This is a genomic window from Pseudomonas sp. R4-39-08 (assembly GCF_003852275.1).
Classification (GTDB): Bacteria; Pseudomonadota; Gammaproteobacteria; order Pseudomonadales; family Pseudomonadaceae; genus Aquipseudomonas.
This window is the reverse complement of sequence record NZ_CP027733.1, coordinates 3,223,946-3,238,149: the sequence shown is the minus strand read 5'-3', so window position 1 is coordinate 3,238,149 and position 14,204 is coordinate 3,223,946. Positions and strand designations below refer to the sequence as shown.

Below are 14,204 nucleotides of genomic sequence, written 5' to 3'. Positions count from 1 at the left end.
GTGTTCACCCCAGGCTCCGCTGCGGTGAGTGCGCGGCGCTCCGATCCTGGAGCGCTGTGCGATAGGTTATAAGCATAGACAAGAAATGTGGTTCTTTTTAAGAAACCTGCATCAGGCTCTTCAAATAGTCACCGAAACCACCCTGGGCGCGACACTCCAGGCGTGCGCTGGTGATCACTTGCGGGCTGTGGCTCCAGGCGATGGAAGCGCCGCAACGTTCCCGGTTACGCATCAACGGCTCGTCGTTGCCGGCGAACATCTGGTCGAAATAAGGGGTTGTCACACTCAAACGAACACCACTTCAAAAGGTTGCAGCAAGCGCTCCACCACATAGGGCGCCAGTACGGGGGGGAGGCCGATCTGGGGGTCGCCCTCCAGCTGGCTGGCGAAGGCGTGGATGGCATGGCGTTTGCGCGCCACCCTCTCGGGCGTCAAAGGGATCTTGCGCGCACGGTGCCACGGCACCATGCCGTCTTCGGCGGTCGCCCAGTGCCAGGTCCACACGGGCAGTTCGTACAAGGTGGCGCCCACGGCCTGGGCGGCTTTCGCACTGGCGCGGCCGACAGCCTCATGGTCGCAATGGCCGTCTTCGCGCCAGGTGGCGAATACCACGTCGTCGGGTTTGAGGTGGCGCTGGATGAACACGGCCAGTTCTTCCTCGCGCTCGGCAACTTTGCTGTCGCTGAACCCGGCGCGCAGCCACTTCAGACTGTGCATCGGCAAGCCCAGGCGATGCAGGGCCTGGGCCGACTCCTGAGGGCGCACCACGCTCAAACGTTGCACCGGCCAGCGTTGCGAGCCTGGATGGCTGGCGCTGCCGTTGGTGACCGAGATCAACTGAATGGGCCGGCCCAGATCGGCCAGGCCTTGCAGCAAACCGCCGCAGCCGAGCACTTCATCGTCCGGGTGCGGGGCGATGATGACCGCACGGTGCCCCTCCGGTACCAGTTGCTCAACGCTGATATGCGGCAGTTCAGCCAGGCGCGACGAGGTTTGCCAGTAATGTAGGGAGGTGCCTTGGCCGACAATCGGGTTGGGTTTCATAACTGCCACCTCCCTGAAGGTTCGCCGGCGACCTGCATGCCCAGGGCGGCCAAGTCGCGTTCGGCGTGGCTTTGGCGCACGTACACCGGCAAGTCCGCCATCAATTGGGCGAAGTGCGGGTCCTTGCAGTAAGGCCCCGCGCCTACACCACGGCCGACATGCTGGATCACCTGCTCGACGGTTTCCTCGACGCACGCGCGCACTTGCTGGGCCAGCAACCGGGCATCGGCGGTCGGTGCCCGGTCGATCTGCTCGGCACTGGCGCGCAGCACGCAGGCTGCGCTGTTCAATGCACTGTCCACCGCGCCGAGGTGGGCCGGGGCATGCGGCTCAGGGTGCTTGCTGCACTGCTCGCGCAGCACTTCGGCCAGGCGCTGCGCCGCGCCATACCAGCACGCCGCAATGCCAATGCCGCCATGCCAGAACCCCGGACGCGCCAGATAGTCGCCCGGCCCGCCGACTGCGAGGCCCCTGGCCTCGCTGAAGACGATCTCGACACTGCCGGTGGCGGCCATGCCCACCGCATCCCAACCTTCATCCGTTACCGTGACGCCCGGCTGGTCCATTTCCACGGCCACCAGTTGCTGACGGTCCTCCTCGTCCCACGCAGTCAACAACCCGTGCGAGACCACAGACGCACCGGAACACCAGGCTTTACGCCCGTCGACGATCAAGCGCTGGCCGTCGCGCCGCACGCGCACCTTGGCGCTCGGCGGCTCGGCGGCCCACATCCCCCAGGTGCTGCCCAAAGGCGGCAGCGGGCTGTCGAGTTCAGCAATGATCGCCAGCGCATCGGTGTGGCCTTCGAACAGCTTGCACAGGCGCAGGTCATGGCCGGCGACTTGCGCCAGCCCGCTATAGCGCGAAAGCGTCTGGCCGCTGCCGGGCAACGGCAGTTGGTCCAGGCCTTCTTCCTGAAGGTCCTTCAAGGCCTTGCCCAGGGCTTGCGTGTCCGCATAGCCCCGGTAGCCGGAAAGGAATCCGTGCAACGCCATCTCACACCTCGTCGTCGTGTTGCAGCTCAAACAGGAGCAGCGAGCGGCCGGTGGCAGCGTACTCGTGTTCGAAGTCAAAGCGCTCCTGGCCACGCACCGCAGGGTCGTTGGTATCGAGCAGGCAATTCCAGAACTCGCCCTGGGGTACCGGTGGCAGGCGGAAATTGACCATGTCGTGATGGGCATTCACCACCAGCAACAGAGTGGCATCGGCACCGGCACGCCGAATCCCGGTCTCTTGGGCGCGGCCATCCATCAGCATGCCCAGGCAACGACCGTTGCTGTCTTCCCACTGCTCAGTGGTCATTTCATTGCCATCCGGCGCCAGCCAGGTGACGTCCTTCACGCCGATGTCTTCGTTGTAGTCGCCGACCAGGAAGCGCCCACGACGCAGGATCGGGTACGCCAGGCGCAACTTGATCAAGCGTTTGACGAACTTGAGCAGCGCCTTGCCGTCGTCGTCCAGGTCCCAGTTGACCCAACCGATTTCGCTGTCCTGGCAGTAGGCATTGTTGTTGCCGTGCTGGGTGCGGGCGAATTCATCACCGGCCACGATCATCGGCGTGCCTTGGGCCAGCAGCAGGGTGGCGAAGAAGTTGCGCATCTGGCGCAGGCGCAGTTCGTTGATTTCCGGATCGTCGGTAGGGCCTTCGACGCCATGGTTCCACGACAGGTTGTTGTTGCTGCCGTCCTGGTTGTTTTCGTCGTTGGCTTCGTTGTGCTTGTCGTTGTACGACACCAGGTCGTGCAGGGTAAAACCATCGTGGGCGGTGATGAAGTTCACCGAGCTGTAAGGTCGGCGCCCACGGTGGTTGAACATCTCGCCCGATGCCGTCATGCGCCCGGCGAAGTCCGCCAGCTGGCCGTCGTCGCCTTTCCAGAATGCACGCACGGTATCGCGGAAACGGTCGTTCCACTCTGCCCAGCCAGGTGGGAAATTGCCCACCTGATAGCCGCCGGGCCCGCAGTCCCAGGGTTCGGCGATCAATTTGAGCTGGCGCAGGATCGGGTCCTGGCGGCACGCCACGAGGAAGCTGTGACGTTCGTCAAAGCCGTCGCGGTAGCGACCCAGAATCGTCGCAAGGTCGAAGCGGAAGCCGTCGACGTGCATCTCGGTGGCCCAGTAACGCAGGGAGTCGGTGACCATCTGCAGCACGCAGGGGTGACTCAGGTCCAGGGTGTTGCCGGTGCCGGAATCATTGATGTAGAAGCGCTTGTCATCGGGCATCAATCGGTAGTACGAGGCGTTGTCGATGCCGCGCATCGACAGGGTAGGGCCGCGCTCGTTGCCTTCGGCAGTGTGGTTGTAGACCACATCGAGGATCACTTCGAGCTTCTGCTCATGCAGGTGCGCGACCATCTCCTTGAACTCGGCGATCTTGCCGCTGGCCAGGTAGCGCGGGTCGGGCGCAAAAAACGCGATGCTGTTGTAGCCCCAGTAGTTGGTCATGCCTTTTTCCAGCAAATGCTGGTCGTTGACGAAGGCGTGGACCGGCAACAGCTCGACCGAAGAGACCCCCAACTGGCGGATGTGTTTGAGCACGTCATCTTCCATCAGCCCGGCGCAGGTACCGCGCACGGATTCGCCGACCGAAGGGTGGCGCATGCTGATGCCGCGCAGGTGGGTCTCGTAAATAATGGTGCGGTCCCACGGCACGCGCACCGGCTGGTCATTGCCCCAGGTGTGCGCCGGGTCGATGACTTTGCATTTAGGCACGAAGGGCGCACTGTCGCGCTCGTCGAAGCTGAGGTCGTCGTCGGGGTGGCCGATGGTGTAGCCGAACAGGGCTTCGGACCATTTGAGTTCGCCCACCAGTTGCTTGGCATAGGGGTCAATCAGCAATTTGTTATGGTTGAAACGATGGCCGTTGGCCGGGTCGTAGGGACCATACACACGGTAGCCGTAGATCAGCCCGGGGTGGGCGTCGGGCAGGTAGCCGTGGAAGATCTCGTCGGTGTATTCGGGCAGTTCGATGCGCTCCAGTTCCACCTCGCCAGCATCATCGAACAGGCACAGTTCGACCTTGGTGGCGTTGGCCGAAAACAGCGCGAAGTTGACGCCCAGGCCGTCCCAGGTGGCGCCAAGAGGGAAGGGCAAACCTTCACGAATCCGCGACGGCTCGTGGTCCGGCGTCGTTGAGGCTTTTTCGGGCTTGCTCATGGTGTTGCTCCTGCAGGGATTCTTTTTTTCGGGCCGAACGCGGCCGTACTGACAGTTATTCAGCGTATGACGTAAAGAGATAAAAGCTCCCCCGACAGCAAGGCAGTCAGGGGGCGCGGCGATCAATGAGCGGGAGGTTTGGGCTTTTTCGGCGCGGCGGGCTTCTTTGGCGCCGGTTTGGCGGCGGCAGGCTCAGCCGGCTTGGCTTTGGCCGCTGCCTTTGGGGCCGTCTTCGGCTTGGTGGCCGGCTTGGGCTTGCTTGGCGTCAGCGCCTCGGCTTCGGCGAGCTTGCGCGCCATTTCCCAGTGACGGGCATCTTCACCGTGGGGCTTGCCTTCGGACTCCCAGATCTGATGCGCTAGTTCGCGGATGCGTTTGTCTTCATTACTCATCACACACTCCTCAGAGAAAATGTTCAGCTTTCTTGACTATCGGAATTGATAAAGACATTGACCGGGAAATCCCCCAGGGCAGCGCTGATCAACAGCTCCTTGTCTGGTGTGACTACGCTCGTCTGAAAAAGTCCCTTCCAGTTTTGCGTTGCGGCGGCGAACGGTAATTTCACCCGCGTATCGCCCCAAACCTGCGCAGGAATCAACGGCTGCAGCGCATTTTCGAGCAAGCGCCGGGACCAGCGTGGCACCACCACCAGCACATGGTTGCCTTGGTGTTCGCGGCAGAAGGCGACGACGTGCTCGGCCTGTTGCCCAACCACCTCCAGGGCAGTGTAGGCACCGTCGCTGAACAGCTCGAGGTTAGCCTTGCGCAAGGTCAGTACCTGTGCGATCAGCGCCTGTTTGATACGCCCGTCGCGCCAGTTGGCCAACAGTTCAGCGGTGTCCACTGGCGCCTCCAAAGCGCGTTGCCGCGCCTGGAAGTCCACCGGGCGGCGGTTGTCCGGGTCTACCAGGCTGAAGTCCCAGAACTCATCGCCTTGATAGACATCCGGCACGCCCGGCACGCTCAGGTGAAGCAAAGACTGCGCCAGCCCGTTCAAGGCACCAGCGGGTGCAATCGCCTCGGCTGCAGCGGTAAGGGCGCTGCGCAGCGGGGCGCCGGCCTCACTGAGCAACACGCGCTTGAGGAACGCTTCGACGCCCTGTTCGTAGGCCTCGTTGGGCGCGCTCCAACTGCTCTGCAGCTTGGCTTCGCGCAGGGCTTTTTGCTGCCATTGCCACAGGCGTTGCTGATAGGCCTCAAGGTCAGGGTTCGGCTCCAGCGGCCAGCTGCCGAGCAGCACCTGATACAGGATCAGTTCATCGCCTGCCGAAGGGCTGTCGGCGCTGTCGCGCAGCGGCGCGGCCAGGCTGCGCCAGTGTTCGACCTGCTCGGCATACCAGGAAGCGCATTCACTCAGCACCGCCAGACGGGCGCGGGTATCTTCGCCGCGTTTATGGTCGTGGGTGGCGGTGGCCAGCAGGTTGTGCGGAAAGCACTGCAGCCGCTGCTGGTTGACCGCGTGAAAATCGGCCAACGGCGCGCTGAACTGCTCGGTGCTGAAGCCCACATCGTTACGCGACAACAGCACCGCCGAACGGTAGAACGCCGTGTCTTCCACGGCCTTGGCGGCGGCGGGCGAGGTCAGTTGCTGGAAGCGCACGCAGGCATGCTTGAGCATCTTGCGCTCGCGGCCCACCGGGCGATTGCGCCAGGGTTGCCCACCGAGCCATTTTTCCAGGTGATCGAGCACCGGCCAGTCACCTTCGCTCAGGGTGCTGCGCGCGCCGTCCATGGCCTGCTGGAACACTTTGTCGTCAGCCGCGCTGCGCCCGCGTGCACTGATATAGGTGCGGTACACCGGGAAGTGCACGATCAGTTCCTGCAAGGCGCGACGGATCGCGCCCAGGGTCAGGTCGCGGGTCATTACGTCGTCACGCGCCACTTGCAACAGCGCCTGGGCCACGCTTTCGAAATCGCCGCCCAACGAGCCATTGAGAATCTGCTGGCGCGCCAGTCGGGCCTCTTCGATAAATCCTGAGGGCCGTTCGCTGTGGCGTGACCACAACTCGGCCAGCGGCGCGAAACCGTCCGGATGGTGTTGCAGCAACGACAGTTGGTTCATGAATTCGTACCCGGTGGTGCCGTCCACTTGCCAGTCTTCGCGCAGGGTTTCGCCTTCACCGAGGATCTTCTCCACGAAGATCGGCAAATGCCGCTGCGGCGACAGCGCATCCACCCGGCGCCGCAGCTTGCGGCAGTAACCGCGCGGATCGGCCAGCCCGTCGATATGGTCGATGCGCAGGCCGTCGATCAAGCCTGCGCTGATCAACTCGAAAATCTTGCCGTGGGTGGCCTCGAACACCGCCGTGCGCTCCACGCGCAGGCCGCCCAGCTCGTTCACATCGAAGAAACGGCGCCAGTTGATGTCGTCCGCCGCCGTGCGCCAACTGGCCAGGCGGTAGCTTTGTTGTTCCAGCAGTTGATGCAGGCGCGCAAAGCCATCCGGTGTACGCCCGTCGAACGCGGCGAGGCGCTGTTCGATGGCGGGCAGCAGTTCGCTGGCGCGCTCGGCCAAGGCCTGTTTGAGCAGAGCGGCTTCGGCGTAGGCGTCATCCTGATAAGCCAGGGTGGCGAAGCGATCGGCCAAGGGCTTGAGCCCCTCGTCGCCGCCAAGCACCAGGGCGTAATCCCGTGGGCAGATCGGGAAACGGTGTTCGTAGTGCTCGACGTAAAATGCGCCCTGCGCCGCATCAAACTTCAGCACCAGGCTGCCGCTCTGCAACGCTTCGCCGTAATCGCTGCCAAGGAACGGCATCAGCAATTGGCCCTTGAGCAGCGGGTCCGGGGAGTGCCATTGAATATCGAAGAATTCGCTGTAGGGGCTCAAGCGCCCCCATTCCAGCAGGTCCAGCCACCAGGGGTTGTCGGCGCCGCCGACGGCCATATGGTTGGAGACGATGTCGAGGATCAGGCCCATGTCGTGTTCGCGCAACGCGGCCACCAGGCGCTGCAGTGCCGCCTCGCCGCCCAGTTCCGGGTTGACGCGGGTGGGGTCGACCACGTCGTAGCCGTGCATCGAACCGGCACGTGCTTTGAGCAGGGGCGAGGCATACAGGTGGCTGATGCCCAGTCGGGCGAAATACGGCACCAATGGCACCGCGTCATCCAGGGTGAAGCCTTTATGAAATTGCAGGCGCTGGGTAGCGCGCAAGGGCAGTGCTTTCATCGGTCACGCTCATAAGCTTGGTTGCGCGCGACGGCCAGCAGCTCGAGGCGGCGCGCAGCGCCCACATTGTCGAGCAGGCTGGACGCTTCGCCTGGCAGGCGGCGGCGCCAATTGGGGTGGGTGTCGGTGGTGCCGGGCAGGTTGGGTTGTTCCTCCAAGCCCAGGGCATCCTCCAGCGGCAGCAAGACTAGCGGCGCACGGGTGTGGCCGAGGTAGCGCACGCTGGCATCAATCATATGGTCGGTGTCGTTGCGGATTTCATCGACGAAGTTCTGCGGGTCCTGGCTCAAGGCCTGGCGCAGGGCCTGACGTTCGCGCAGGCGGTGTTCGCTCCATTGGTCCACGGTTGGCGCGTCGATCAGGCCCAGCTGAATATTCCATTCGATGTCGCGGCTGTGCCACCAGCCGTTGAGGGTCGGCAAGTCGTGGGTGCTGGTGGTGGCCAGGGCGTTGTCGGGCCAGTCGAGGATAGGCCTGAACTGGCCCTCATGGTTTTGCTCGAACAACAACACGCGCATGCCGAGGATCGCCCGGCTGCTGAGTTTTTCGCGCAGGCCGTCGGGCACGGTGCCCAAGTCTTCACCGAGCACAATGGCCTGGTGACGATGGGATTCCAGGGCCAACAGGCGCAGCATGTCGTCCACCGGGTAATACAAATAGGCGCCTTCGCGCGGCGATGCGCCGTTCGGGATCACCCACAGGCGTTGCAGGCCCATCACATGGTCGATACGCAGGCCGCCCGCATGGGCGAAATTGGCCCGCAGCATTTCAATGAACGCGCGGAAACCGTTGCGTTTGAGCCCCTCGGGGGAAAACGCGGAAATGCCCCAGCCCTGGCCCGCACGGTTGAGAATGTCCGGCGGCGCGCCGACGGTCAGGTCGGCGAGCAATTCGTCCTGGCGACTCCAGGCCTGGCTGCCGGCACCGTCCGCGCCCACCGCCAGATCGGCGATCAGGCCGATGCCCATGCCGCTGCCACGCGCTGCCTGCTGCGCACGTTGCAGGCTGCGCGCGATCAGCCATTGGGTGAAGGCGAAATAGCCGATCTCCTCGCGGTGTTCCTCGGCGAACTGCACCAGCGCCGGGCTCTGCGGTGTACGCCAGTCTTGCGGCCAGTGGCGCCAATCGAGTTCTTCGCCGGCGGCGGTGCGCAACGCTTGCACGGCTTCGAAACGGCAGTGGTTTTCCAGGGCTTCGCCGCCAGTCTGGCGGAAGCTCTGGAAATCGGCGTGTTGCGGATGGTGGCCGTGGCGGAAATCTTCATACAGGGCGCGCAGCAGACGTTGCTTGGCCTTGGCGGCGGCGGGCCAGTCGATCAGCGTGAGCTGTTCCAGCTCATGCAGCTCCTCGGCGAGGCCTGCGGTTTCGATGGCATTGCGCACTTCACGCTCACCCAAAATGCAGGCCGGCGAGGCATACAGGCTGTTGAGAAACAGCCGGCTGGAAGGCGAATAAGGGCTGTAGCGCTCGGCGTCGGCGCTGAACATGGCATGCATCGGGCTGATCGCCAGGGCGTCGGCCCCGCGCTCGGCGGCTGAGCGGGCCAGGTGCTCCAGGGCCAGGGTGTCGCCGAAACCGCCGTCGCCCAGGCGGCGCAACGAGTAGAGCTGCGCGCTCAGGCCCCAGGCGCGGGCGGGGTTGGTGTCGACCGCTTCGGCCACGCTATAGCATTGGGCGGGTGCAACCGCGAGGGTAAACGTCTGGCCGTCGATATGCGCTTGATGGTAGCCCGTGGCGATGACGCCGGGCAGCACAGCATCACCGTCCAGACGCAGTTCCAGGACTTCACCGTTTTCCAGATGGACACGGCAGGGCGTGTCCGCTTCAAAAAAACGCGCCAGGTCCAAGCCCTCGCCGCTGTCGACGGTCAGCAGTGGCGGCAGATGCTTGTCCTGCTGGGCCTGCTCCAGTTCTCGCAGGCTGGCGTCGATCTCGGCCTCGGTATCGGCCGGGTGCCCCAGCCCTTTGAGCACGGCGCGCAGGGCGTCGGGCTGCACATGTTGCGGGCGACCGTTGGCATCGATCCAATCGACGGCCAGGCCCGCGCGGCTGGCGAGTAGTTCCAGGTTCGCTTCGCTCAAAACTCTTCTCCGACGGGGAATAAGGACACGCGTGCGCTGAGGGGCGGCAGGTGCGCCACGGGCTCGGCAGGCGTTTGAAAGATCACATGTGGCGAGGCGGGCTCGTCGATAGGCTCGGCGCTCAGGTTCAGGTCGATTTGCAACACGCTGCCGTCGCCCAGGCGCCAGCGCGCAGTCACGGCGCTGTCCGCCAGCACCTGCGCACCCAAGGCCACGCTGCCGGGCAGATGGGGCACCACATATTGATGGCGCAGGCCCAGCAAGTGGCGATAGAGCTGGGCATGCTCGTTTTCGACCAGGGACGGCTTCGATTGCAGGAAGGTCGTCAATGCGTTGGGATCGGGAATCCGTTCGCGCTGCTCGGGGTCATGAAACGCGGCGAAATCGGCGAACTCGTTACGTCGGCCCTCACGGACGGCCTGCGCCAGTTCACCGTGATGGTCGGTAAAAAACAGGAACGGCTGCGCGGCATTGACTTCATCGCCCATGAACATCAGCGGGATCATCGGCGACAGCAGCAACAGCGCGGTCGCTGCCTTCAACGCCTGGGGCGGGCACAGTTGATGCAAGCGTTCGCCCAGGGCACGGTTGCCGATCTGGTCGTGGTTCTGCAGGAACGCTACGAAAGCGGTCGGCGGCAGCTCCGCACTGGGTTCGCCGCGTGCATGGCCGTGGCGGGTGGGCTGGCCCTGGTAGATAAAGCCTTCACCCAGGCAACGTGCCAGTTTGACGGTAGGCTGCTCGGCGAAATCGCTGTAGTAGGCATCGGTTTCGCCGGTGAGCAGTACGTGCAGCACGTTATGGAAGTCATCGTTCCATTGCGCGTCGAAATCCTGTTCGAGCAGGCTGGCCTGGTTCAGCTCGTTCTCCAGCATCAGCCACACGTGGCGGCCGGTGTCGACCTGCTGGCGCACCCGCTGCGCCAGCTCCCGCAGGAACTCGGGGTTGTCGATGGCGTGTACGGCATCCAGGCGCAGGCCGTCGAAGCGGTATTCAAGCAGCCACATCAATGCGTTATCCAGGAAGAAATCCCGTACTTCACGGCGTTCGAAATCAATCCCCGCGCCCCATGGGGTGTGCACGTCTTCCTGGAAGAAGCCCTTGGCGTACTGGCCCAGGTAATTGCCATCCGGGCCGAAGTGGTTGTAGACCACGTCGAGGATCACCGCCAGGCCATGCCCGTGGGCACTGTCGATCAAGTGCTTGAGTTGTTCGGGTGTGCCGTAGGTAGAGTGGGGTGCGTAAGGCAGTACCCCGTCGTAGCCCCAGTTGCGCTCACCGGGGAATTGCGCCAGGGGCATCAGTTCGATGGCGGTCACACCCAGCTCGGCCAGGCGCGGCAGCTGCTTCTCGACTTCGGCGTAACCGCCCATGGCGCCGACATGCAGTTCGTAGATAACCGCTTCGTGCCAGGGGCGGCCTTGCCAGTGGCTGTGCCGCCACTCATACGCAAGCGGGTCGACGACGCGGCTCCAACCGTGCACGTCCAGCGCCTGGGCCCTGGAGGCGGGGTCGGGAACATCCCGTTCGCCGTCGATATTGAAGCGGTAAAGCGTTCCGGCAGGGCAGGCCACTTCTACTTCGAACCAGCCATTTGCCTGGGGCAACATGGCGATGGATTTCCCGTCCTGCAATTCAACGCTGACATAAAACGCGTCTGGCGCCCACAAGGCAAAACGCGTGTGTTGCGCGTCCAGCATCAGTGCGCCGTGGGGCCAGGTTTCCAGAGTCCGTAACGGCATCTATGAAGACCTCTCTTGATTATTTAGTCGATTTCCCCAGTGCTTTAACCACCAGTTGTTCGTACAGCTCGGCGTAGGGTTCCACCGCCTGTGACCAGTTGAAGGGTTGGGTCATGGCGCGGCTGCGCATGGCGTTGAGCAGGCCTGGGAACGAAAACACTTTGAACGCGCGCTCCAGGGCTGCTTTGTAGCTGTCGACGGTGGATTCGTTGAACAGGAATCCGGTGACGCCGTCTTCAATAGTGTCGGCCAGGCCGCCAGTGTTGCGCGCTACCGGCAACGAGCCGAAACGCTGGGCATACATCTGGCTCAGGCCGCAGGGCTCATAGCGCGATGGCATCAGCAGGAAGTCGCTGCCGGCGAACATGCGGCGGGCGTCGGTCTCGTTGAAGCCGATGCGCACGCCAACCTGGCCCGGGAAGCGCAGCGCCAGCTCACGCATGGCCTGTTCTTCTTCCGGCTCGCCACGCCCGATGATCGCGATCTGGCCACCGTTTTCAACGATGAAGCTGGCGACCGCTTCGGTGAGGTCCAGGCCTTTCTGGTAGACCAGGCGCGACACCACGGCGAACAACGGGCCGGTGGAATCATGCAGGCCGAACAGCTCGCGCACTTGGGCGGCGTTGATGGCCTTGCCTTCCCAGTCACCAATATTGAAATTATGGGTCAGATGGGGGTCGGTCGACGTTTCCCAGCTTTCGTCAATGCCGTTGGGAATCCCGCTGAGCAGGCCTTGCTGGGTTTTACTGGCCAGGAAGCCATCGAGGCCACAGCCGAATTCCGGCGTGGTGATTTCCTCGGCATAGGTGGCGCTGACCGTGGTGATGTGGCTGGAATAAGCCATGCCGGCCTTGAGGAACGACATCTTGCCGTAGAACTCCATGCCTTCCTGTTGCAGGGCATGGGGCGGAATACCCAGTTCGGGGGTGCAGCCCAGGCTCACCACGCCCTGGTAGGCGAGGTTATGAATGGTGAACAGGGTCGGTGTGCGTGAACCACGCCAGTGCATATACGCCGGGGCCAGGCCAGCGGGCCAGTCGTGGGCGTGCACCAGGTCCGGGCACCAGTGAATCTGCGCCAGGTTGGCGGCCATGTCGGCGGCGGCCAGGCCCAGGCGGGCGAAGCGGATGTGGTTGTCCGGCCAGTCGCGGCCATTGTTGGCGCCGTAGGGCGTGCCTTCACGCTCGTACAGCTCAGGGCAGATCAGTACATAGATGACCAGGCCGTCCTTGAGGTCCATGCGCCCGATCTTGCACGGTGGCAGTGCCGCGTGGCCGCCCAGCTCACCGACGATATGGATCGGGTTGTCGCTCTCCATCACCTGCGGGTAACCGGGAATCAGCACCCGCACATCGTGCAGGTGCGCCATGGCGCGGGGCAGGGCGGCGGAGACGTCGCCCAGGCCACCGGTCTTCACCAAGTCGGCAAACTCGGAGGTGACAAACAGCACTTTCTTTCGATTCGGGTTCTTACTCACGATCGGCCGCACAGTGTTGGGCAGGTCGGCCAACGATGTAGGCCCCCCTGCCGGCTGACTAAAACGCTCTCCCTGAGTTACTACTGCGGCACTGATCATAATGCACTCCCCTTGTTTCGTTGGTCGGCTAATGGCCCGCTGCCATCAGCTCCGATTGACCGCATCCTGCGGCCAGGCGCACAAGCGCAATACAAACTGGCAAGGCGTATGCCAGTTGCACGGTTAGCTGAAATAGTTTGGATGGGCGGGCATGCGGCCTGAACCGGATATGTTCGCCTTACCTAAAACTGGACCTGCGGCAGAGTTCGAAAGTTTCGATTTTTTGCGGGGTTTTTGTTTTGGAACGGACCCATCGGTCATCAGTCTAGGACAGATTCCAGCGCCTGCAGGGTTTATTCGGGGAAATTGTAGGACAAAAACTTATAAGATTAAGCAGGCTTAAACAGTGTGGCGAGGGAGCTTGCTCCCGCTGGAGTGCGTAGCGCTCCCTTATTTTGGGGGCGCTGCGTGCCCCAGCGGGAGCAAGCTCCCTCGCCACAAGTGGGCGCCTGCACTGAAATGGTGCGTCAGCCGAGCACCCGAATGGGCACGCCGTTCGTCCAGGCCTGGATGTCTTCGATCATCTGCTGATAGAACTGCCGGTAGTTCTGTTCGCTCACATAACCGACATGGGGCGTTGCCAGCACATTCGGCAGGGAGCGGAAGGGATGTTCAAGCGGTAGTGGCTCTTGGCTATATACGTCCAGCGCCGCGCCGGCCAGTCGCCCGCTGCTCAATGCCTCAACCAGCGCCTGTTCATCCACAATCGGCCCGCGTGCCGTGTTCACCAGCCGGGCAGTGGGTTTCATCCAGCTCAACGCCTGCGCATCGACCAGGCCGCGACTACGCTCGCTGAGTACCAGGTGAATGGTCAGAATGTCAGCCTGTTCGAACAGCTCGCGCTTGCTCACCCAGGTCACGCCGGACTCAGCCGCCCGTTGCGGCGTGAGGTTTTCGCTCCAGGCAATCACGCGCATGCCGAAGACCTGGGCGAACTGTGCGACTTTTTGCCCGATGCTGCCCAGCCCGAGGATGCCCAGGGTCTTGCCATACAGATCGCCGCCCAGGCCGACTTGCCAACCGCCTGCGCGCAGGGAATTGGCCTCGGCCAGCAGGTTGCGTGTCGAGGCCATGATCAGCGCCCAGGTCAGCTCCGGCGCGGCCTGCTTATAGCTGTCGGTGCCGCACACCTGGATACCCAATGCCTTGGCGGCGGCGATGTCGATGGCGGCGTTGCGCATGCCACCGGTCACCAGCAATTTGAGCCTGGGCAGCCCTTGCAGTAAGGCCTGGTCGAAGAGGGAGCGCTCGCGCATCACGCAAATAACGTCGAACGCCTGCAAACGCACGGCCATCGTGGCGGTATCGTCGGGGTAGTCATGAAGAAAATGCACCTGGCCCAAGGGCGCCAGCACCGACCAATCCACCACGCTGCTGGCCACCTGCTGCCAATCATCAATGACTGCGATCTGTAGCGACATGCACGCGTGCCTCACTCA

9 protein-coding genes and 1 pseudogene are annotated in these 14,204 nt (G+C 63.3%); all 10 read right to left on the bottom strand.

The genetic code is table 11. From position 1 onward, the window contains the following. Positions 1 to 97: 97 nt before the first annotated feature. A pseudogene (locus tag C4J88_RS14945) lies at positions 98 to 229 on the bottom strand (glycosyltransferase family 2 protein); the annotation flags it as partial. Positions 230 to 285: 56 nt separating this feature from the next. Continuing rightward, a complete protein-coding gene (locus C4J88_RS14940) occupies positions 286 to 1,044 on the bottom strand; it encodes a PIG-L deacetylase family protein (protein WP_124367205.1) in 759 nt (252 codons plus the stop codon). After that, entirely contained in the window at positions 1,041 to 2,039 is a 999-nt protein-coding gene (locus tag C4J88_RS14935) for an acyl-CoA dehydrogenase family protein (protein ID WP_124367204.1), read from the bottom strand. Before C4J88_RS14935 ends, C4J88_RS14940 begins: the two co-directional genes overlap by 4 nt. Before the next feature lies 1 nt (position 2,040). Further along, entirely contained in the window at positions 2,041 to 4,200 is a 2,160-nt protein-coding gene (gene glgX / locus C4J88_RS14930; protein ID WP_124363041.1) for a glycogen debranching protein GlgX, read from the bottom strand. A 122-nt stretch (positions 4,201 to 4,322) separates the two neighbouring features. Then, positions 4,323 to 4,592, bottom strand: coding sequence for a DUF2934 domain-containing protein (locus C4J88_RS14925; RefSeq protein WP_124407403.1), 270 nt, complete (start codon positions 4,590 to 4,592; stop codon positions 4,323 to 4,325). A 23-nt stretch (positions 4,593 to 4,615) separates the two neighbouring features. Next, complete coding sequence (locus C4J88_RS14920; protein ID WP_124407402.1) at positions 4,616 to 7,366, bottom strand: malto-oligosyltrehalose synthase; 2,751 nt, start codon at positions 7,364 to 7,366, stop codon at positions 4,616 to 4,618. Beyond that, positions 7,363 to 9,447 (bottom strand): 4-alpha-glucanotransferase, encoded by a 2,085-nt coding sequence (gene malQ / locus C4J88_RS14915; protein ID WP_124407401.1) that lies wholly within the window; start codon positions 9,445 to 9,447, stop codon positions 7,363 to 7,365. The genes C4J88_RS14920 and malQ overlap by 4 nt, the downstream gene beginning before the upstream one ends. Beyond that, positions 9,444 to 11,189 (bottom strand): malto-oligosyltrehalose trehalohydrolase, encoded by a 1,746-nt coding sequence (gene treZ / locus C4J88_RS14910; RefSeq protein WP_124407400.1) that lies wholly within the window; start codon positions 11,187 to 11,189, stop codon positions 9,444 to 9,446. The genes malQ and treZ overlap by 4 nt, the downstream gene beginning before the upstream one ends. Before the next feature lie 19 nt (positions 11,190 to 11,208). Continuing rightward, positions 11,209 to 12,765, bottom strand: a complete 1,557-nt coding sequence (gene glgA / locus C4J88_RS14905; protein WP_124367199.1) for a glycogen synthase GlgA — start codon at positions 12,763 to 12,765, stop codon at positions 11,209 to 11,211. 467 nt (positions 12,766 to 13,232) lie between these two features. Continuing rightward, positions 13,233 to 14,186 (bottom strand): D-2-hydroxyacid dehydrogenase family protein, encoded by a 954-nt coding sequence (locus C4J88_RS14895; protein WP_124407399.1) that lies wholly within the window; start codon positions 14,184 to 14,186, stop codon positions 13,233 to 13,235. Positions 14,187 to 14,204 lie beyond the last annotated feature (18 nt).

What these genes read in the sequence shown, in the direction of transcription:
- C4J88_RS14940 (WP_124367205.1), bottom strand. Translation starts at nt 1,044, where the DNA reads ATGAAACCCAACCCGATTGTCGGCCAAGGCACCTCCCTACATTACTGG.
- C4J88_RS14935 (WP_124367204.1), bottom strand. Translation starts at nt 2,039, where the DNA reads ATGGCGTTGCACGGATTCCTTTCCGGCTACCGGGGCTATGCGGACACG.
- glgX (WP_124363041.1), bottom strand. Translation starts at nt 4,200, where the DNA reads ATGAGCAAGCCCGAAAAAGCCTCAACGACGCCGGACCACGAGCCGTCG.
- C4J88_RS14925 (WP_124407403.1), bottom strand. Translation starts at nt 4,592, where the DNA reads ATGAGTAATGAAGACAAACGCATCCGCGAACTAGCGCATCAGATCTGG.
- C4J88_RS14920 (WP_124407402.1), bottom strand. Translation starts at nt 7,366, where the DNA reads ATGAAAGCACTGCCCTTGCGCGCTACCCAGCGCCTGCAATTTCATAAA.
- treZ (WP_124407400.1), bottom strand. Translation starts at nt 11,189, where the DNA reads ATGCCGTTACGGACTCTGGAAACCTGGCCCCACGGCGCACTGATGCTG.
- glgA (WP_124367199.1), bottom strand. Translation starts at nt 12,765, where the DNA reads ATGATCAGTGCCGCAGTAGTAACTCAGGGAGAGCGTTTTAGTCAGCCG.
- C4J88_RS14895 (WP_124407399.1), bottom strand. Translation starts at nt 14,186, where the DNA reads ATGTCGCTACAGATCGCAGTCATTGATGATTGGCAGCAGGTGGCCAGC.